The following is a 20,364-nucleotide window of genomic DNA, read 5'->3' as shown; positions in this document are numbered from 1 at the left end:
GCGCAGCGAACACACGGGGGGAATGGGGAACGCAGGACGAGACGGCAGGCGACGAGGCGAGATGGAGGCCCAACGGTGACCGATGTGGTGCATGTGGCGACGAGGTCCGACGTACCGGCCATCGTGTTCGGTTCGCGTCGCGTCAGCTACGCCGAGTTCGGTGCACGGGTCGACTCACTGGCTCGTTATCTGATCTCCATCGGTGTCGGACCCGACGTCGCCGTCGCGGTCGCCATCCCGCGGTCGGTCGAGCTTCTCGTCGCCATCCACGGCATCGTCGCGGCGGGCGGTCACTACGTTCCGCTCGACATCGACGCGCCGTCTGACCGCACCCGGTACATGCTCGACACCGCGGACGCCCGGCTGGTCCTCGTCGCCGCCGATTCGGCCGTCGAGCTGCCGGCGGACGTCACCGCGCTGGTGGTCGACACGACCGACGAGGTCGACCTCGCCACCGCACCGGTCACCGACGACGAACGGCTCGCGCCCCTGCAGCCCGCCGATGCGGCGTACACCCTGTTCACGTCGGGGTCGACGGGTCGGCCCAAGGGTGTGACGGTGTCGCATGCGGCGATCGTGAACCGCCTGGAGTGGATGCGGGACTGGTATTCGATCAAGGACTCGGATGTCTTCGTCCAGAAGACCCCGGTGACGTTCGATGTGTCGGTGTGGGAGTTGTTCCTGCCGTTCGCGGTGGGGGCGACGCTGGTGGTGGCGGAACCGGAGCGGCATGGTGATCCGCGGTATCTGGCGGAGTTGATCACGGCCGAGAAGGTGTCGGTCATCCATTTCGTGCCGTCGATGTTGTCGGTGTTCCTGGATGTCCTGGGCGACCGGGTGGGTGAGCTGTCGTCGTTGCGGTTGACGTTCACCTCGGGTGAGGCACTGACCGCGCCGGTGGCGCAGGCGTTGGTGGCGGCGTTGCCGGGCAACGAGGTCCACAATCTGTACGGTCCGACCGAGGCGGCGGTGGACGTGACCGCTCATCAAGTGCGGGCGGGGGAGACGTCGGTGCCGATCGGCGTCCCGGTGCCGAGCACCACCACCTTCGTCCTCGACTCGCGACTGCAGCTCGTGCCCTCGGGCGTGCCCGGGGAGCTGTATCTGGGGGGCGTGCAACTCGCCCGCGGTTACGCCTCGCAGCCCGGCCTGACCGCCGAACGGTTCGTCGCCAGTCCCTTCGCGGCTCCCGCGCGCGGCGAGGCGGCCGACAACACCGACGGTTTCGGTGAACCCGGTGAACGTCTGTACCGTACCGGCGATCTCGTCCGCTGGAATGCGCGTGGCCAGCTGGAATACCTGGGCCGCACGGACTTCCAGGTGAAGCTTCGCGGACAGCGACTCGAGCTGGGGGAGGTCGAGTCCGTCCTCATGTCGGCTCCGGGCGTCCTCCACGCGGCGGCCACCGTGGCGAAGGTGTCCGGGCAATCACACCTCGTCGCCTATGTCTCGCCGGCGTCAGTCGACATCGACGTGGTGAAAACGGTTGTCGCGCAGACCCTGCCGGCCTACATGCGGCCCACGGTGTGGATGACACTCGAGCAGCTGCCGCTGAACAGTGCGGGCAAGGTCGCCCGGCGTAAGCTGCCGGTCCCCGAACTCACCGTCGAGGAATTCGCCGCACCCGAGTCCGACGCCGAGACCTCGATCGCGGCCATCGTTGCCGATGTGCTGGGCACCGACCGGGTCAGCGTGACGCAGTCGTTCTTCGACCTCGGCGGCAACTCGCTGTCCGCGGCCCGGGTCGCAGCGCGTGTGGCCGACCTGCTCGACGTCGACGTGTCGGTGGGCGACCTGTTCGACGCGCCGTCGGTGCGGGATCTGGCCGGCCTGGTGTCCGGACGCGGCCGGAGCGTCCCGCGGGTCACCGCGATGCCGCGGCCCGCGCGGTTGCCGTTGTCTACGGCGCAGAGTCGCATGTGGTTCATCAACCAGTTCGACACCGCCTCGGCGGCCTACAACATCCCGATGGCCCTGCGGCTGACCGGAGCCCTCGACCTCGACGCCCTCGCGGCCGCGGTCGGCGACGTGGTCGCCAACCACGAGATCCTGCGCACCACCTACCCCAGCGACGAACAGGGGCCGTTCCAGCTCGTCACCGATGCCGACACGGCCCGCGCCCGCCTCGACTGGCAGGCGGTGGAGACCGAGGAGGACCTGTTCGTCTCGGCGACCACCGGTTTCGACGTGGCCGCCGGGTTCCCACTCCGGGTCCGCGTCCTGCGCCGCGCCGACGACGTGGTGGACGTCGTCGTCACCGTGCACCACATCGCCTTCGACGGTGAGTCGACCCCGGTCTTCGTGCGCGACCTGCTCGGCTCGTACCTGGCCCGGACAAACGCCGCGCCACCGGTCGCCGCGCCCGCGGTCCAGTACGCGGACTTCGCGCTGTGGCAGCGCGAATACCTGGGCGCCGCAGATGATCCCGGCGCACCGATGGGGCGTCAGCTCGCGCACTGGCGCGAGGTCCTCGCGGATCTGCCCGCAGTGACCGACCTGCCGATGGATCGCCCGCGGCCGGCCGTGCTCGACACCGCGGCGGCAATCGAGTCCGTGACCGTCGACGACGCGCTCGCCACCGCCCTGGAAGAGCTGGCACGCAATCGCGACGTCACGGTGTTCATGGTGCTGCACGCGGCACTCGCCGTCACCGTCGCGCGGCTCGCCTCGACCCGGGACGTCGTCATCGGCACACCCATCGCCGGACGCCCCGACGCCGCGCTCCACGACCTCGTCGGCATGTTCGTCAACACGCTCGTGCTGCGCACCGACGTCGACCCGGCATCGACCGTCGACGATCTCATCGCCACGATCCGCGCCACCGACCTCGATGCCTTCGCGCACGCCGACGTGCAATTCGATGATCTGATCGAAGAACTCGCGCCGGAGCGGTCCACGGCCTACCCGCCGCTGGTCCAGATCGCCTACACCCTCGTCGCCGCCGGCGGACGCCCGGAGGAGATCGACCGGGTGGAGCTCTCGGGTCTGAGTGCCGAACCGCTCGGGGCCGCCGCCCCGATCGCCAAGTTCGACCTCACCGTCTCGGTGTCCGAACGGACCGGGTCGTCGCCGATGCGGGCCGACTTCCTGTACGGCACCTCGTTGTTCGACGCCGCGACCATCCGCCGCTTCGCCGAGGTCTGGCTGCAGGTGATCGCCGCGATGGCCACTGACCCGTCGCTGCCCGTCGGAGACGTCGACATCGTCGGCATCGACGCCGCCGCCCTCAGCGCGCCGAGCCGCAACTCCGTCGGCGAGACGGCACCGGCCGCCGACGGCGGGGTCACCGAGCCGGTGACCCTCACCGAACTCCTCGCGCGGCGCGACCTCGACCCGCATCGTCCGGCACTGGTCCACGACGGCACCGAGATCTCGTACGCGGAGTTCGAGGAACGGACCAATCGTCTGGCTCGCCAGTTGATCTCCCGCGGGGTCGGGCCCGGTGACGTGGTCGCCGTCGGCCTCGAGCGGTCGATCGGGTCGGTGGTCGCCGTGTTCGGTGTCATCAAGGCGGGTGCCGCCTACGTGCCGATCGACCCCGCCTACCCGAGCGACCGGATCGCGTTCATGGTGACCGATTCCGGTGTGCGCCTCGGTATCACCGATGCGCCGACGCGGGACCGGTTGGGTGAATCATCCTGCGAATGGCTCGAACTCGCCTCGCTCGACGATCCGACCGTCACCGGTGGGCCCGTCTCCGACGCCGAGCGTCATCGGCCGGTCATTCTCGACGACCTGGCCTACCTCGTCTACACCTCCGGTTCCACCGGACGGCCGAAGGCGGTCGGGGTTCCGCATCGCGGCATCGCGAACTTCGTCGCCGCGCTGACCGAGGTCACCGGAACGCCGGCGCAGGCCCCCGACACCCGTGTCCTGCACGTCGCCTCCCCGAGCTTCGACGCCTCGGTGCTGGAGATGATGTGGTCGATCGCGGTCGGGCACACCCTCGTCGTAGCGCCCGCGTCGGAGTACGCCGGCGATGCACTGGGCCGCATCCTCGAGCGCGATCGGGTCACCGACACCCTCATCACCCCCACGGTGCTGGCGACCGTCGACCCGCGCCGGGGCCGCACCGTCCGCAACCTCGTCACCGGTGGCGAGGCGTGCCCGCCCGAGCTGATCGCGCGTTGGGCCACACCGGAATCCGGACGCCGGATGTTCAACTTCTACGGCCCGTCGGAGGCCACCGTCTGGGCGACCACCGGACGATCCGAGCCCGGCGCGCCCGTGACCATCGGACGGCCGGTCCGCGGCTTCGCCGCCTACGTGCTCGACGGCCGTCTGCACCCGGTACCCCAGGGCGTCGTGGGTGAGCTCTACCTGTCGAGTGGCGACTCGCTGGCGCGCGGATACCTCGGCCGCTCCGGCCTCACCGCGTCGTCGTTCGTGGCCGACCCGTTCGCCCGCGAGGCAGGCCACCGCATGTATGCCACCGGCGACCTGGTGCGGATCACCGCGACCGGCGAGATCGAGTTCGCCGGGCGCGCCGACCACCAGGTCAAGATCAACGGCCAGCGAGTCGAACTCGGCGAGATCGAGTCCGTCCTCGGTGACCAGCCGGGCGTCGGCTCGGTCGTCGTGGCCGGGGTCGACGACGACCACGGTCGTACCCGGCTCGTCGCCTACCTCGTGGGCGACGACACCGCCGGCGACCGCCTCGACGCCGACGCCGTCCTGGCCGGGGCGGCGGATCGGCTTGCCGGACACATGATCCCGCACTCGGCGATGGTGCTCGACGAGCTGCCCGCGACCCCGGGCGGCAAGCTCGACCGGCGCGCACTGCCGGTGCCCGAGTTCACCACGCCCGCCGACGGATACGTCGCACCGGCGACGACCGCCGAGGAGACCCTCGCGGCGATCGTCGCGGGGCTGCTGGGTCTCGACACCGTCTCGGTCACCGAGTCCTTCTTCGCGCTCGGCGGCGACTCGATCATGTCCATCCAGCTCGCGTCCGCCGCGAAGGCCGCCGGGTTGTCGCTGTCGCCGCGAGAGATCTTCGAGCAGAGAACCATTCGCGCGATGGCGCGGGTGGCGTCGGCAGGTGGGGACCGGGCCCCGATGCTCGCGGAGCCGACCGACGATCCGGCCGGACAGGTCGACCTCCCGCCGATCGTGTCCTGGCTCGTCGACGCCGCGCGGACGCCGGCCGACCTCGCCGACTTCAACCAGTCGATGGTGCTCACGGCACCGGCCGGACTCACCGTCGCCCACCTCGGCGAGGTGCTCGGCGCGGTCGTCGACGCGCATCCGATGCTGGGTGCGCGCCTGGAGTCCGCCGGGGACACCCAGACCGGGGGCACCCAGACCGGGGGCACCCAGACCGGTGACACCTGGACCCTCACCACCGGAACACCTTTCGATCCCGGCGCCTCGATCGTGTCGGTGGCGACGGACACCGTACCCGGCGAGGCCGGGTTCGCCGATGCGCTGGTCGACGCGCATGCGCAGGCGGCGCGCCGCCTCGACCCGGCCCGCCGGGCGGCTGGTCGCCGCGACGGTGGTCAGCGGCGCCGCACCCGGGGGTTCTCCCGACGAGGCGGATCGGCCCGTACGAATAGTGCTGGTACTGCACCACCTCGCCGTCGACGCGGTGTCGTGGCCGATCCTGATCGAGGATCTGCTGACCGTCCACGCCCAGCTGGTTTCCGGGCAACCCGTGACGGTTCGCGCCGAAGAGACCTCACAACGTGCGTGGCAGCGGGCACTCACCGCGCAGCTCGACGCCCGTCGTGGCGAAGCCGGGTACTGGCTCGACCGGTCCCCAGACCTTCCGACCGACTTCGGCGCGCCGCTCGACCCCGACCGCGACCGATACGGCACCCTGACCTCGATCGTCCACCGCGTCGACCCGGCCATCGTCGACCCGTTGACGACGACTGTGCCCGAGGCGTTCTCGGCGTCCGTCGTCGACGTCCTGCTCGGCACCCTCGCGCGCGCGGTCCGCTCCTGGCAACATGATCGCGGCATCGCCGACGCCGCTCCCGTCACCGTGCTCACCGAGGGGCACGGCCGATACGAGGACGTCCTGCTCACCGGCCCGGACCCGCGGCGCGCCGACCTGTCGCGAACGGTCGGCTGGTTCACCTCGATCGCCCCGCTCGCCCTCGATCCGGCCGACGACGTAGTCCACGCGGTCAAGGCGGCCAAGGAAGAACGTCTCGGCATGCCCGACTCCGGGATCGGTTTCGGCCTGCTGCGTTATGCCGCCGACGGCCGCGGCCCCGGCGACCCGGCCGCGCAACTGCATTCGCGTCCGCTGCCGACGATCGCGTTCAACTATCTCGGGACCCGCGGTACGACCGGTCAGAGCGAGGACCCGACGACCCCGGACGGGGCCGACCCCCTGTCGTCGGTCGCCCCGTCGTCCGACACCGCAGCACCGGCCGGTGCGGGCTTCCTGCCCGCACCCGACGCGCCGTTCCTGCCGGCCACGGTGTCCGACGGGGTGGCGGCCATGAGCGTGCTGACGGTCAACGCGAGCACCGGTGCGTCTTCGAAGGGGCGTGTGCTCTCGGCCGATCTGCAGTTCCCCGCGGCGATCCTGTCGCCGGAGGATGTCCGCGACATCGCACGACGGTGGACCGCGGAACTCGCCGACGTCGTCCGCCTCGTCACCGACGGCGTCGACGTCGGCCGCTCGCCGTCGGATGTCCTGGGCGCCGAGGTGACCCAACATGACTTGGACATCGTGGCGCAGCGATTCCCCGGCGCGCAGGTCTGGGCCCTGTCGCCGCTGCAACGCGGGCTGTACTTCCAGTCCCAACTCGCGGGCACCGACGAACTCGATGTGTATGTGACGCAGGCAGTTCTGCATCTCGAGGGCGAGGTCGACCTCGAGCGGTTGCGCACCGCGGTGGTCGCACTGCTCGATCACCACCGCACCCTCAAATCGGGGTTCGTCCGGGTGCCCAGCGGGCACGTGGTCACCGTCGTGCCCGAGACGGTGCCGCTGCGCTGGCGCGTGCTCGACGTGCCGACCACCGCCGAGGTGGATGTCCGGGCTGCCGTCGACGAGGTGTCGGCGGCCGAGCGCACCGAGCCGTTCGACCTCGCCGACCCGCCGCTGCTGCGAGCGGTGGTCGTGCGCCACGCACAGGGCACGAGCGTGGTCATCACCAACCATCACATCCTGTTCGACGGCTGGTCCGGGCCGCTCGTGTTGGCCGACCTGCTGGCGCTCTACGCGACCGGGACCCCGTTCACCGGTCAGGGAACGACCGAACGCACCGACTTCGCCGACTACCTGGCCCGCATCGCCGACACCGACCTCGACGCCGGTCTCGCGGCGTGGCGGCGGGTCCTCGAACCGGTCGAGGAGCCGACCCTGGTCGCCCCCGGACTCACCGGCCACGCCGTCGAGGATGCCGAGAACGACTCCGCGGCAGACCATCTGCCGCGCGAGCATCGCTGGGTCCTCGAACCCGACCTGGTCTCGGGCCTGGAGCGGACGGCGCGGCAATCCGGTTCGACGACGGCCACGGTGTTGCAGCTCGCCTGGGCGGTGCTGCTGTCCCGGCTGACCGACAACCGGGTGGTCACCTTCGGCGAGACCGTGTCCGGACGTCCCGCCGGACTCGACGGCGTCGAGTCGATGGTCGGCCTGTTCATCAACACGCTGCCCGCCGTCGTCGACGTCGACCCGGAGGCGACGATCGCCGAGGTCCTCGGCCGGTTGCAGTCGGACAAGACCGCCGTGCTCGATCACCAGCACATCGGCTTGCCCGAGATCCTCACCGCCGTCGGACGGCCACAGTTGTTCGACACCCTGACCGTGCACGAGTCCTATCCCGTCGACAACGACTCACTGGCCGGCGGTGCCGCCAGTGCCGCGGTGGGACTGGCGATCCGGGAGGTCGAGGTCTCCGACGCCACGCACTACCCGCTCAACCTGGCGACCTCGCCGACCGCGTCGGGTATCGCGGTCCGGTTGACCTACCTTCCCGACGCGTTCGCCACCGACGAGATCGCCGTCTTCGCGCGGTCCCTCGAGCGCATCCTGCAGGCCATCGCGGGCGACGCACAGACCCGGATCGCCGACATCCCGCCGATGTCGGAGGACGACGAGGCCCGCCTCGACACGTGGTCGACCGGCCCCGAGCTGAGTCCGTCCGGCACCCATGTCGCCGATCTCCTTCTCGAGCGCGTCGCCGCGTCGCCCGGCGCGATCGCGGTGGAGAGTCCGGCCGGGGCCTCGACCCGCGCGCAATCGACCTATGCCGAATTGGGAAGCAGGGTGAGCGTTCTCGCCCGACGGCTCGTGGGTCTGGGGGTCGGACCGGAGGTCGCGGTCGGCGTGTGCATCCCGCGGTCGACGGAGATGATCGTCGCCGTCCACGCGATTCTCGCCGCCGGTGGGCAATTCGTGCCGATGGACCCGGCCGCGCCGGCCGATCGCATCGACTATCTGGCGCGCACCGCCGATGTCGCGGCGGTGCTGATCGGCCCGGGACTGGTCCCGGCGGGCATCGAGGCCCTCGACCCCGGTGTGACCGTCGTGGCCGTCGACGACGACTCGGACGCCGGTGAGCCGGCGTCGCTCTTCGCGCCGGCGGAGCGTTCGTCGGCAGTCGTCGGCGCGAATCCGGCTTACACCATCTTCACGTCGGGTTCGACCGGTCGTCCCAAGGGCGTCACGGTGAGTCACCAAACCCTGCGCGCCCATCTCGACTACGACCGCGGCGCCTACGATTTCGGCCCCGACGACGTCTTCCTGCAGGTGTTGGAACTCACCTTCGATCCGTCGGTCGGCGAGATCCTGCGCCCGCCGCTCTCGGGTGGACGGCTCGTCGTGATGGAGCCCGGTGCCCACCGGGACCCGGTCGCCGTCCTGCGCTACCTCGCGGACTTCGGCGTGACGTCGGCGACGCTGGTGCCCTCGATGCTCGCCGTGCTCACCGAGGTCGCCGATCCCGAACAGCTGCGCGGTCTCTCACGGCTGCGCTACCTGCACACGGGCGGCGAGGCGCTCCCGCAGAGCGTCGCCGAGACCGTGCGCGAGCTCATCCCGCATGCCCCCGTCAGCAACCAGTACGGACCGACCGAGGCGACCATCTACGCGACCGTCGCGCGGGTCGCGGGCGACTCGGTCTCCATTGGACGGCCCGTCGCGAACACCACCGCGCTGGTGCTCGACCATCGATTGCGCCCGGTGGCACCGGGATTCACCGGCGAGCTGTACCTCGGCGGCATCCAGTTGGCACGCGGATACACCTCGCGACCCGCGCTCACGGCCGAACGCTTCGTGCCGAACCCCTACGGCGCGCCGGGGTCTCGCCTGTACCGGACCGGTGACCTGGTCCGCTGGCGAGCCGACGGTGAGCTGGAATATCAGGGCCGCACGGACTTCCAGGTGAAGCTGCGTGGCCAGCGGATCGAGCTCGGCGAGATCGAGTCGGCCCTCACGTCGGCGCCGGGCGTCGTGTACGCGGCGGCGGCCGTCGTCGAGACCCCGGCGGGGCAGCAACTCGTGGCCTACCTGACGCCGGCCTCGGTGGACCTCGACGCGGTCAAACACTCCGTGGCGCAAGCGCTCCCGGAGTTCATGCGTCCCGGGATGTGGATGCTGCTCGACGAGATGCCGCTGAGCAGCGCGGGCAAGATCGTGCGACAGCAGTTGCCGGCGCCGACCGTCGACACCGCCGCGATCGTGCCGGTCGCCGGCCCGCGGGAAGCGGCGGCGGCGTCGGTCTTCGCCGAGCTGCTGTCGATGTCGCCGGAGAACGTCGGCGCCACCACGAACTTCTTCGACATCGGCGGCAATTCGCTGTCGGCGATGCGGGCAGCCGCCCGGCTCGGGGACGCCCTCGATGTCGACGTGACGGTGCGTGACGTCTTCGAGGCGCCGACGCCGCGCCTGCTGGCCGAACGCCTCGGCGACCGTACCGGCGGACTCCCGCCCATCGTCGCGGTGACGCCTCGTCCCGACCGGATCCCGCTGTCGTACGCCCAGCAGCGGATGTGGTTCATCAACCGCTTCGATCCGACGCTGGCGGCCTACAACATCCCGGCGGTGATGCGCCTGACCGGCGATCTCGATCCGGCCGCGCTCGGCGCCGCGATCGCCGACGTCGTCGCGCGCCATGACATCCTCCGCACCACCTATCCCGAGACCGGCGGTCAGCCGGTACAGCTGATCGCCCCGGTGGCCGACATCGCGACCCGGCTCGACCACGAGTTCGTGCCGGCCGCGGCCGGGCGCGACGGGGGAGAGGTCGTACTGGCCGCCGCCACAACGGGATTCGACCTCGCCGTCGACTGGCCGGTGCGGACCAGGCTGATCGAGATCGGAACCGGTTCCGGGACATCCGAGTACATTCTCGCGGTGGTCCTGCACCACGTGGCGTCCGACGGCGAATCCCTCGGGCCGCTGGTCACCGATCTCACCGCCGCCTACCTGGCACGGGCCGCCGGTACCCAGCCGTCGTTCGAGCCACTACCCGTCCAGTACGCCGACTACGCCATCTGGCAGCGCCGCGCCCTCGGCGATGTCGACGACGCGGCGTCGGTGATGGGTGCCCAGCTGGAGTACTGGAGCGCGCACCTGGCCGGGATGCCCGATCTCCTGGAACTGCCGACGGATCGGCCTCGCCCGGCAGTCGCGTCGCAGCGGGGCGCCCGCGTGCCCTTCACGATCCCGGCGGACGTCACCACCCGGATCGACACCGTCGCCGACGAGTTCGGGGTCACCCCGTTCATGGTGCTGCACGCGGCGCTGGCGGTCCTGCTCGCCGACCTGTCGGGAACCGACGACGTGGCGATCGGCACGCCGATCGCCGGACGTGGTGCCGCGGTACTCGATCCGCTGGTCGGCATGTTCGTGAACACGCTCGTGCTGCGTACCGCCCACGCGGCCGGTGACACGTTCGTCGACGTCCTCGGTCGCGTCCGACGCGTCGACCTCGATGCCTTCGCCCATGCCGATCTGCCGTTCGAGACCCTCGTCGACCGGCTCAACCCGGTTCGTTCCGAGGCGTTCGCCCCGCTCACCCAGGTGTGGTTGACCCTGGACCAGGCGGTGGTCCCCGAGCTCGCCGGACAGTCGCTGTCGGCCGATCTCGGCGACATCTCGGTCAGCCCGCTCGACGCGGGCGAGGTGCCGGCGAAGGTCGATCTGCTGTTCTCGATCGCGAAGGCGGACGCGGGCGAGACATGGTCGGCGGCACTGCAATACGCCACCGATCTGTTCGCGGAATCCACCGCCACCGGCTTCACGGCCCGATTCGTCAACCTGCTCGGCGCGCTCACCGCGACCCCGAGCGCCCCGGTTGCCGCGGCGCCCATCCTGCTGGCCGGTGAGGCCGAGTCGCTGGTGCCGGTACACGGCGGCCAGGCCGCCGAGGCCGTGTTGCTGGGCGAGCTGTTCACCGAGGCCGGCACGCGGTACCGGCGTCGTACCGCGGTGGTCGACGCCTCGGGCGCCACCCTGTCGTATTCCGCGCTGCACGGCCGGTCCAACCGCCTGGCGCGCTGGCTGATCGGTCGCGGCGTCGGTGCGGAAACACTCGTGGCACTTGCGATTCCCCGGTCCGTCGACCTGTTGGTCGCGATCTGGGCGGTCGCGAAGACCGGCGGCGGTTACGTTCCCATCGATCCGGATTACCCTGCCGAACGGGTCGCGACGATGGTGGAGGACTCCGGCGCCCGGATGGGGCTGTCGGTCCACGCCGTCGGCGCGTTGCCGGACGAGGGTTTCGAGTGGCTCCGCCTCGACGACGCCGCGGTGGCCGCCGAACTCGACGCCACGTCGGATGCCCCGGTGGACCCGGCCGAGCAGACCGGTCCGGTCAGAACCGACAACGTCGCCTACGTCATCTACACCTCGGGGTCGACGGGACGCCCCAAGGGCGTCGCGGTGTCGCATTCGGGACTGCGCAACTTCGCCGTGGCGAAGTCGACGGCGCTGGGAACCGAGGACGGGGCGGTGGTCCTGGGATTCGCGTCCCCGAGCTTCGACGCCTCGGTGCTCGAGTACCTCCTTGCGACGGTCAACGGCGGCACGCTCGTCTACCGGCCGTCGACCGCGGTCGGCGGTACGGAGCTGCAGGAGTTCATGCAGCGACATGAGGTCGCCACCACCTTCCTCACGCCCTCGGTGCTGTCGACGCTCGACCCGGCCGCGCTGCCCAGCCTGCAGGCGGTCTCCGTGGGCGGCGAGGCCGTGCCGCAGTCGGTGATGGACGCCTGGGCGCCGCACACCCGCATCCACAACGGATACGGCCCGACGGAGACGACGATCATGGTCGCGGTCTCCGACTCGGCGGCGCCCGGCGACCCGGTCCGCCTCGGTGGTCCGCTGCCCGGACTCGAGTTCCTCGTGCTCGACGCCCACCTGCGGCCGGTGCCGGTCGGTGTGGCCGGCGAGCTCTACGTCCTCGGCCCCGCACTCTCGCGCGGTTATCTCGACCAGCCCGGTCTGACCGCCGCGCGGTTCGTCGCCAGTCCCCTCGCCGGGGCCGGACGCCGCATGTACCGGACCGGCGACGTCGTGCGCTGGCGCGAGTCACCGTCGGGCGACCTCACGCTCGAGTACTCCGGTCGTAGCGACGACCAGGTGAAGCTCCGTGGCCTGCGCATCGAACTCGGCGAGATCGAGGCGGTGCTGCGCTCGGCGCCCGAGGTGCGTTCCGCGGTCGTCGTCGGCATCGGCTCGTCGGGGGCCCCGAGTTCGGTGGCGTCGAGCCTCGCCGCCTATGTCGTCGGTGACGGTGTAGAGGTGGACGCTCTTCGTGGTCTGCTGGCCGCGCAGCTGCCCGGACACATGGTGCCTGCCTCGATCACGGTGCTCGACGAGTTCCCGCTGACCCCGGTCGGCAAGCTGGACCGAGCGGCGCTGCCGGCTCCCGAGGTGGCTTCCGTCGAATTCGTCGCCCCGGCCACCCCGGTCGAGCAGGCGATCGCCGATGCCTACGCCGAGGTCCTCGGCGTCGAACAGATCGGTGCCACCGACAGCTTCTTCGACCTGGGCGGCAACTCCCTCTCGGCCACCCGGGTCGCGGCGACGCTGCGCGACCGCAACGGCTTCGACATCGAACTCGCGTGGTTGTTCAGCGATCCGACGGTGCGTGGCCTGGCCCGCCGACTGGCCGAGGACAACGCGGTGAGCAACGACGTGGTGATCAGCCTCCGCGGCGAGGGTTCGCGGCCGCCGCTGTTCTGCGTGCACCCGGCCGGCGGCCTGGCGTGGTTCTACGGCGGGCTGGCACCGCACCTGCGGGATCGGCCCATCTACGGACTCCAGGACCCGCATGTGGTGACCGGAGAGCCGAGCGTGACCGACGCGCGGGTGCTGGCCCGGCGCTATGTCGAGGAGATCCGGCGGGTCCAGCCGCATGGCCCCTACCATCTGCTCGGCTGGTCGGTCGGCGGCGTGATCGCCCACGCGATGGCCGTCCACCTCGGGGAACTTGGGCAGCAGGTCGCCTACCTGGGGATCATGGACTCCCGGCCGGAGGACGAACCGGTGATCGTCCACGACGTGCCGCAGCACGGGGAGCCGGTCGAGCCGGCCGCGGCGGAGCCCGGGCCGGCGATCGAGCCGGACGCGTCCACCGTGGTCGACGTCCTCGGCGGTTGGCGGGATCTCTTCGATCTCGGCGACGACGTGCAGGCGTCCACCTCCGAGGAGGTCACCGCGATCATCCGGCAGCAGATCTCCGGCATGGGCCTGCTCGCGGAAGATCAGGTGGAACGCATCATGGACAGCTTCGAGTCCTCGACCCAGGTGGTCCTCGACTACCGGCCCGATGTCTTCGCCGGCGACATACACGTGTTCACCGCGACCGAGGACAAGGACGACCCGACGACCCTGGCCGCGGCCTGGCGGCCGTTCGTCACCGGCGCCATCGACAACGTCGACGTGGCCACCCACCACCTGGGGATGGCGAACGCCGACGCCCTCGCGGTCGTCGGACCGGCGCTCGATGCCCAGCTGTCGCAGGTCGACGGCGCCGGCGAGCCGACACCGGAATGAGGGGATTTGCGTGACATCATCGACCTGACCTCGCGTGAATCCGCGCGGCGAGCCACTACGTTCGACAACAACAAAGCAGGCGGGTGACGACAGTCGCCGTGCCGATGGAGAAAGGACACTCATGACGAACCCATTCGACGACGAGGACGGCCGCTTCTACGTGCTCGTGAACGACGAGAACCAGCACTCGCTGTGGCCGACGTTCGCCGACATCCCCGCCGGGTGGACCAAGGTCTTCGGCGAGGACAGCCGCGCCGCGTGCCTGGAGTACGTGGAGCAGAACTGGACCGACCTCCGGCCCAAGAGCCTCATCGAGGCGATGGAGGCGGACAAGAGCGGCGACGCCTGAGTCGGTGACGGGCCCCGACACTCGCGATCGCGAAAGTCGGTCGTGCTCGAATGTCGGGACAGTTGCACGTGGATAACAGGTAAAGAATCAACCCAGTGGTGACCTGTCGCAACTGCAGTCACAGCCGTAACATCGGATTGCAGCACAGTTACCGAAATTGTTGTGGAATATCCCACACATGTTGAGTCAGTGTTCTACTAGTTGAATGAGGTAGGGCACACTTGGTTGAAGGATCGCATGAGTACCAACGTCAGGGGAGGCGGGGACACAGCGATCGACGCTCCACGGGCGGGAAGGCAGTAATCATGGACCAGCTACTACTGGATGACATCCAGACACGAGGGGCGATCACGCCCCACCTGACCGCAGTTCGGCTGGGCGATGACGCTCTCACCTACGGTGAACTCGCCGATCGCGTCGAGGACTACGGCAGCGTGCTGGCCGAGTACGGGATGTCGCCGACCTCGGCGTTCTACGCCGCCCTGATGCACTGCATGCCGTCTCTCGTGGACATCGACCCGGTTGATTCCCGACTGCAGGTCATCGGCGAGATCCAGGCCTGGCTCGGCCGCGAGCGCGGCGAGGTCGCCTCGGTCCGGCCCCGACTCCGCGCGGTCAGCTAGACACTGGCACCGACATACCCGACGAGACCCGCCGACAGGCGGGTCTCGTTGTTTCTGCGGTCGCGCGACTGTGGCGGCGACAAGCGTGGCGGCGACAAGCCCCGAAGAGTACGGCTACAGCCCGGCGAGGAGCAGAACGAGGAAGAGGATCGGGCCGCCCACGATCACGCTGCCGGCGCCGGTCACGATGCCCGTGATCGCGCGACCGGTGCCCTTGCGCTCCGCGGGGGCGCGTCGAACCTGCCTGACTCCGACCGCGCCGGCGACGACTGCGATCAGTCCGAGGATCGCGCCCAGTCCCAGCAGGAGGGTCAGGGGTATGGAGATCAGCCCGGTGGTCAGCGCCAGCGAGGCAGCCGGAGCGACGGAACGGCCGCCGACGGGCCGGGTCAGGTACGGCGCCGGGCGCGCCGGGAAGGTCCGCGCGGGCAGCGGCATCGCGGCAAGGGGTGCCCGGCCGGCGTTCTCCAGGTCCCAGAAATCGCCCACCGGCGGCAATGCGGCATGCTCTCGTGCCGGCAGCCGGCCGGCGTTGCGCGTCACCATCCGCGGTGATGATTCCGCCGCGGGCTCGACCTTGGTCGGCAGCTTCGGCGACGCGGGCACCCCAACGTGCACGTCGACCCGCGTGCTGGTCGGTTCGGCCGCAGCCGGCAACTCGGTGTCGTCGAGATCGTTGACGAGCGGCCACCGCGCGTGCCGCTGGGTCACCGGCGGAGCGAACGGATGGGTGGGTTGATCGGTACGCACGTACACCTCCTCGCCGCCCGGCTCCGGGTCGGAACCGCACCCGTCCGAGTGTAGGCGAGGAGGCGACGTACGCCGTGGGTCTAGTTGCCCTCTTGCTGGCCGCTGCCCATGCTGATCAGCTGCTGAATGGCGTCGCCACTGAGCTTCCAGTCGCCGTCGACCTTGACGAAGCCGAGCTGGATGTCGACCGGCGTCGAGGAATGCGGGCTCTTCACGGCGACGGTCGCGGTGGCCTTGTCCCCGTCCTCGGTGACCTCCTTCACGGAGAACGCGTCCGGGGTGTATCCCGCGGCGGACGCGCCCTTGGCGAAAGCCATCGCGGCCGGCTTGGTCGCGGGGTTGGTGACGTCGATGACCTGGTCGAGCTCCTCGGAGGAGGTGTTCGGGTCGATGGCCTGGCGCAGGGTTTCCGTTGCGTCGTCATTACTGAGCCCGGTGACCTCGTCGACCGCGTCGCTGGCGGCGGTCTCGACCTGGCTCGCCGCGGACTCGACGGCGGTGGACACCGCGCTCGTCGCCTCGTCGACGGTGTCGGTGGACTCCGAACAACCGGTGGCGACGAACAAAGCGGCCCCGGCGAGGGTGACGGCAGCGACGGACTTCCGGATCTTCATGCGACTCTCCTCGATGCAGTTGTCTATCCGCGGCGCTTCTCCGCAGTGAGCCAACACTAACTCACCGGCCACCGGAATTAATCGGACCGCGGTCCGGTTATGCTCGGTGTAACCATCACAAGGAGGCGCGACATGCAGTTCGGACTCTTCAGCGTCAGTGACATCACCACCGACCCGACCACGGGCACGACGCCCACAGAACACGAGCGGATCAAGGCGATCGTGCAGATCGCCAAGAAGGCCGAGGACATCGGGCTCGACGTGTTCGCGCTCGGTGAGCACCACAACGAGCCCTTCTTCTCGTCGTCGCCCACCACGACCCTGGCCTACATCGCGGCGCAGACCGAGCGCCTGCAACTGAGTACCGCGACCACGCTGATCACGACCAACGACCCGGTCAAGATCGCCGAGGACTTCGCGATGCTGCAGCATCTGGCCGACGGGCGCGTCGACCTGATGCTCGGGCGCGGCAACACCGGTCCGGTCTATCCGTGGTTCGGCCAGGACATCCGGCAGGGGATCCCGCTGGCGATCGAGAACTACCACCTCCTGCATCGGTTGTGGACCGAGCACGTGGTGGACTGGGAAGGACAGTTCCGGACCCCGCTGACGTCCTTCACCTCGACGCCCCGCCCGCTCGACGACGTGGCACCGTTCGTCTGGCACGGTTCGATCCGCAGTCCCGAGATCGCCGAGCAGGCCGCCTACTACGGGGACGGGTTCTTCGCGAACAACATCTTCTGGCCCAACGAGCACTTCCAGCGGCTGATCAACTTCTACCGCGAACGGTACGAGCACTACGGCCACGGCAAGGCCCACCAGGCCGTCGTCGGGCTCGGCGGACAGTTCTTCATCCGACCGAGGTCGCAGGACGCGGTGCGCGAGTTCCGCCCGTACTTCGACAACGCGCCGGTGTACGGACACGGTCCGTCGCTCGAGGACTTCACCTCGCAGACGCCGCTGACCGTCGGCAGCCCGGCCGAGTTCGTCGACAAGACGCTGACCTTCCGGGAGACCTTCGGCGACTACCAGCGTCAGCTGTTCCTCGTCGATCATGCGGGACTGCCGCTCAAGACCGTGCTGGAGCAGCTCGACCTGCTGGGCGAGGTGCTGCCGGACCTGCGCGCCGGGTTCGCGGAGGGACGTCCTGACGACGTCCCCGACGCGCCGACGCACGCCTCGCTCGTCGCCGCCCGCCAGGAAGCCGATCAGGATGTGGAGGTGTCCTCGTGACCGCCCTGCGGATCGTCGCGGTGAATGCCGGTCTCTCCGAACCGTCGTCGACGCGACTGCTCGTCGACCGGATGGTCGCCGCCGTCACCGAAGGACTCGGGGCGGGCCGCTCGGACGTCGAGATCGTCGACCTGCGTGACCTCGCCGCCGACCTGGGACAGGCGATGACGGTCGGCTTCGCCTCGGGCCGGGCACGCGCGGCACTCGACGCGGTCGAGGGGGCCGATGCCCTGATCGTGGCGACCCCGGTCTTCAACGCGTCGTACAGCGGCCTGTTCAAGATGTTCTTCGATCTCGTCGACATCGACGCCATGTCGGGCAAACCGGTGCTGATCGGGGCGACCGGCGGCAGCCCGCGCCACTCGATGGTGCTCGACCACGCGCTGCGACCGTTGTTCGCCTACCTACGTGCCGTCGTCCTGCCGACCGGCGTCTACGCCGCGTCGGCGGACTGGGCGGGCGCCGGTGGGGACACCGCGTCGTTGAACGACCGGATCGGCCGTGCCGCAGCCGAACTCGTCTCGCTCCTCGGACCGAGGGGTGGCACAGGGCCGGGGAATGCCGCCGACGGGGAACCGCCGCGCGCGGCCGTGGCCGACGGCAGGCAGCAGGCGGTCGAGGCCGCGGGGATCGCGAACTTCGCGAGGTTGCTCGGAACGGCGTGACGCGTTCTCACTCGGGGGCGGCGCGCCCCGGGGTGTTGGCCCGGGCGCGCAGCCGTGAGTGCGGCAGCGGCGGCGCGGGCAGGTGCTGCGTCGAACCGACGTAACCCTGCACCTGCCCGAAGCGTTCGCTGCGCGCCTCCCACTGGTCCCGGAAGCCGACGATGTCGTCGTGTGTGCGCCCGATGAAGTTCCACCACATGACGATGTCCTCCGCCAGCGGTGCGCCGCCGAGGAAGATCACCCGGGCGTCGGTCTCGGCGACGTTGGTGAGCGTGATCCGCCTTGCGCCCAACCCGATGTAGCCCAGCTCGGTGCGGGCCAGCGGTGCGGCGTCGGCGCCGGCGACCTCGACGCTTCCGGTGTCGACGAGAATGCCGTGCTCGTGTTCGGGGTCGACGTCGATGTCGACGGCGGCGCCGGGTGCGAAGTCGAGCTGGGCGCCGGTCAACGGCGTGAACGTGTGCACCGGCGAGCGGGTGCCGAACAGTTCGCCGAGAAAGACCTTGGCGGTGACCCCGCCGAGGTCGAGAGCATCGGGCCGGTGGTGTGCGAAGTCGCGTGCGGAGTCGGCATTCTCGGCCGGCAACGCGACCCACAGCTGCACCCCGTGCAGGGTGGTGGTGTCGGGTGTCGAGACCTCGGTGTGCGCGATGCCGTGCCCGGCGGTCATGAGGTTGATCTCGCCGGGGCGGACCATCGCGTGGTTGCCCATCGTGTCGCGGTGCTCGACCTCGCCGGTGAACAGCCAGCTGACCGTCTGGAGTCCGGTGTGCGGGTGTGGAGGCACGTCCATCCCGCCGCTGCTCGCGACGTCATCGGGGCCGTAGTGGTCGATGAAGCACCAGGCTCCGATCAGCGAACGTGACCGCTGCGGGAGGGTCCGGTGCACCGTCATCGCGCGTGGGCCGCCGAGCGGTACGTCGCGCGCGGTCAGGACGTCCATGTGGAGGAGGCCCGAACCCGCGGCGACGCCGGCATCGGCATGGCACTCGACCTCGACCGGGTCCGTCTCGAGATTGCTCATGGAACCATTGTCCGCGACGACGGCACGGACGTCCGCGAACCCGGCGGAGATGGCGGTCAGACCAGCGTGGGGTTCTCGAAACGCATCGTGATCCGATCGACCGAGCTCGACATCAGGGCGTGCCGCCCCAGCTGCAGGGATCGGAGTTCGTCGGCGATGGGGTGGTCGCCGAGGGTCAGGCGCGCGCCGCCGATCCGGGTGCGGGTGCCGGTGGTCGAGGTGAGCCGCCACGGTGTCATCCGCGTGATCCCGTCCAGCTGCGAATAGGCGTGCAACACGGTGTCGGCGGTGGAGTCCGGGACCTTGAGCCCCGGCTTCACACTCAGGTCGGCGACGAGTGCGCCGTCGGACACGAGGCGGCCGCGTCTGGTGGCGGAGGAGTGATCGACCTCGAACTCGGCGAGTGTCTTCGGGAATCCCCAGATGCCGCGCCCGGCGGCCAGGGTGAAGTCGCCGTCGACGGGGAGCCGGTGCACCAGCGCACGCGCGTCCCCCTTCAGCAGTGAGCGCACTGCCCGGATCGGCGAGGCGGGTGGGGTGGTCGGATCCTCGACGAGGAAGCACACGCCGAACTCGTTGTACGGCCCGAGGTCGCCGTCGACGTAGTCGACGAACACGAGCATGCACATGGTGCGACCCGGTCGGATGCGCAACGGGCGAAGAGTCCCGGGCTGTGCCGATTCGGCGTCGATGGCTCGTGCCACGGCCCGGGTGTCGGCGGTGAAACCGGCGACGAAACACCGTGCGTGCCGGATCTCGACCGGCATGGTCACCGGGGTGCCGAGTACATCGTGCGTCGAAGGTGCGCTCACCTGTTCTGCTCCTGCGTGTCGGGTCGGGTCGGGTCTGTCGCCGGACCACGCCGGCACGATCACCTTTTAGAACATGTTCTAGTCTCGCATGCGTTCGCTCCCCGGGGGGTCCGATCCGGGTGGTGTCCCCAAGAATGTGGACACACCAGGTCTCAGATTGGGACGGATCATCGCTGGTGAGCCGCTGACGAGGTGAAGTGTCCGACTCGTCGGATACCGTTCGCTGAGTACACGGTCGCAAACTGCTGTGTGATTGCTGAGAGCGTCGACCATCGAGGTCACGGGTCGACGCCGATCGCGGGGGCGGGTCCGAGGGGGTGAACGC

General features: G+C 70.0%; 8 protein-coding genes and 1 pseudogene. 5 read left to right on the top strand and 4 right to left on the bottom strand.

Annotated features, from left to right (window positions below):
* Nucleotides 1-75 precede the first annotated feature (75 nt).
* The 3 genes and pseudogenes from QAD21_RS18280 to QAD21_RS18270 all read left to right on the top strand — a co-directional run bounded on the left by QAD21_RS18280 (nt 76) and on the right by QAD21_RS18270 (nt 14,941).
* Nucleotides 76-13,969: pseudogene (locus QAD21_RS18280) on the top strand (amino acid adenylation domain-containing protein).
* 121 nt (nt 13,970-14,090) lie between these two features.
* Complete coding sequence (locus QAD21_RS18275) at nt 14,091-14,318, top strand: MbtH family protein (RefSeq protein ID WP_006360234.1); 228 nt, start codon at nt 14,091-14,093, stop codon at nt 14,316-14,318.
* A 305-nt stretch (nt 14,319-14,623) separates the two neighbouring features.
* Entirely contained in the window at nt 14,624-14,941 is a 318-nt protein-coding gene (locus QAD21_RS18270; protein WP_006360233.1) for a hypothetical protein, read from the top strand.
* 114 nt (nt 14,942-15,055) lie between these two features.
* Here QAD21_RS18270 and QAD21_RS18265 read toward each other — a convergent pair whose 3' ends face one another.
* Both QAD21_RS18265 and QAD21_RS18260 read right to left on the bottom strand, forming a co-directional pair.
* A complete protein-coding gene (locus QAD21_RS18265) occupies nt 15,056-15,691 on the bottom strand; it encodes a DUF4190 domain-containing protein (RefSeq protein ID WP_280359937.1) in 636 nt (211 codons plus the stop codon).
* Between the two features lie 80 nt (nt 15,692-15,771).
* Nucleotides 15,772-16,305: a DUF4878 domain-containing protein gene (locus tag QAD21_RS18260; RefSeq protein ID WP_280359936.1), complete on the bottom strand. Its 534-nt coding sequence runs from the start codon at nt 16,303-16,305 to the stop codon at nt 15,772-15,774.
* Nucleotides 16,306-16,437: 132 nt separating this feature from the next.
* On the opposite strand from QAD21_RS18260, the gene QAD21_RS18255 reads away from it, so the two are divergent.
* Both QAD21_RS18255 and QAD21_RS18250 read left to right on the top strand, forming a co-directional pair.
* A complete protein-coding gene (locus QAD21_RS18255; protein ID WP_247449962.1) occupies nt 16,438-17,538 on the top strand; it encodes an LLM class flavin-dependent oxidoreductase in 1,101 nt (366 codons plus the stop codon).
* Nucleotides 17,535-18,203, top strand: coding sequence for a CE1759 family FMN reductase (locus QAD21_RS18250; RefSeq protein WP_226513844.1), 669 nt, complete (start codon nt 17,535-17,537; stop codon nt 18,201-18,203). Before QAD21_RS18255 ends, QAD21_RS18250 begins: the two co-directional genes overlap by 4 nt.
* Nucleotides 18,204-18,210: 7 nt before the next feature.
* Here QAD21_RS18250 and QAD21_RS18245 read toward each other — a convergent pair whose 3' ends face one another.
* Nucleotides 18,211-19,227 carry a pirin family protein gene (locus QAD21_RS18245; RefSeq protein WP_280359935.1) on the bottom strand — a complete coding sequence of 339 codons (1,017 nt, stop codon included), beginning with the start codon at nt 19,225-19,227 and terminating at the stop codon, nt 18,211-18,213.
* A 56-nt stretch (nt 19,228-19,283) separates the two neighbouring features.
* Nucleotides 19,284-20,039, bottom strand: coding sequence for an acetoacetate decarboxylase family protein (locus tag QAD21_RS18240; RefSeq protein ID WP_065631800.1), 756 nt, complete (start codon nt 20,037-20,039; stop codon nt 19,284-19,286).
* Nucleotides 20,040-20,364: the final 325 nt, after the last annotated feature.

This window comes from Gordonia sp. SMJS1 (genome assembly GCF_029866425.1).
GTDB lineage: Bacteria > Actinomycetota > Actinomycetes > Mycobacteriales > Mycobacteriaceae > Gordonia > Gordonia hongkongensis.
The sequence above is the reverse complement of the archived record's forward strand: the minus strand, read 5'-3'. Positions and strand labels throughout refer to the sequence as shown.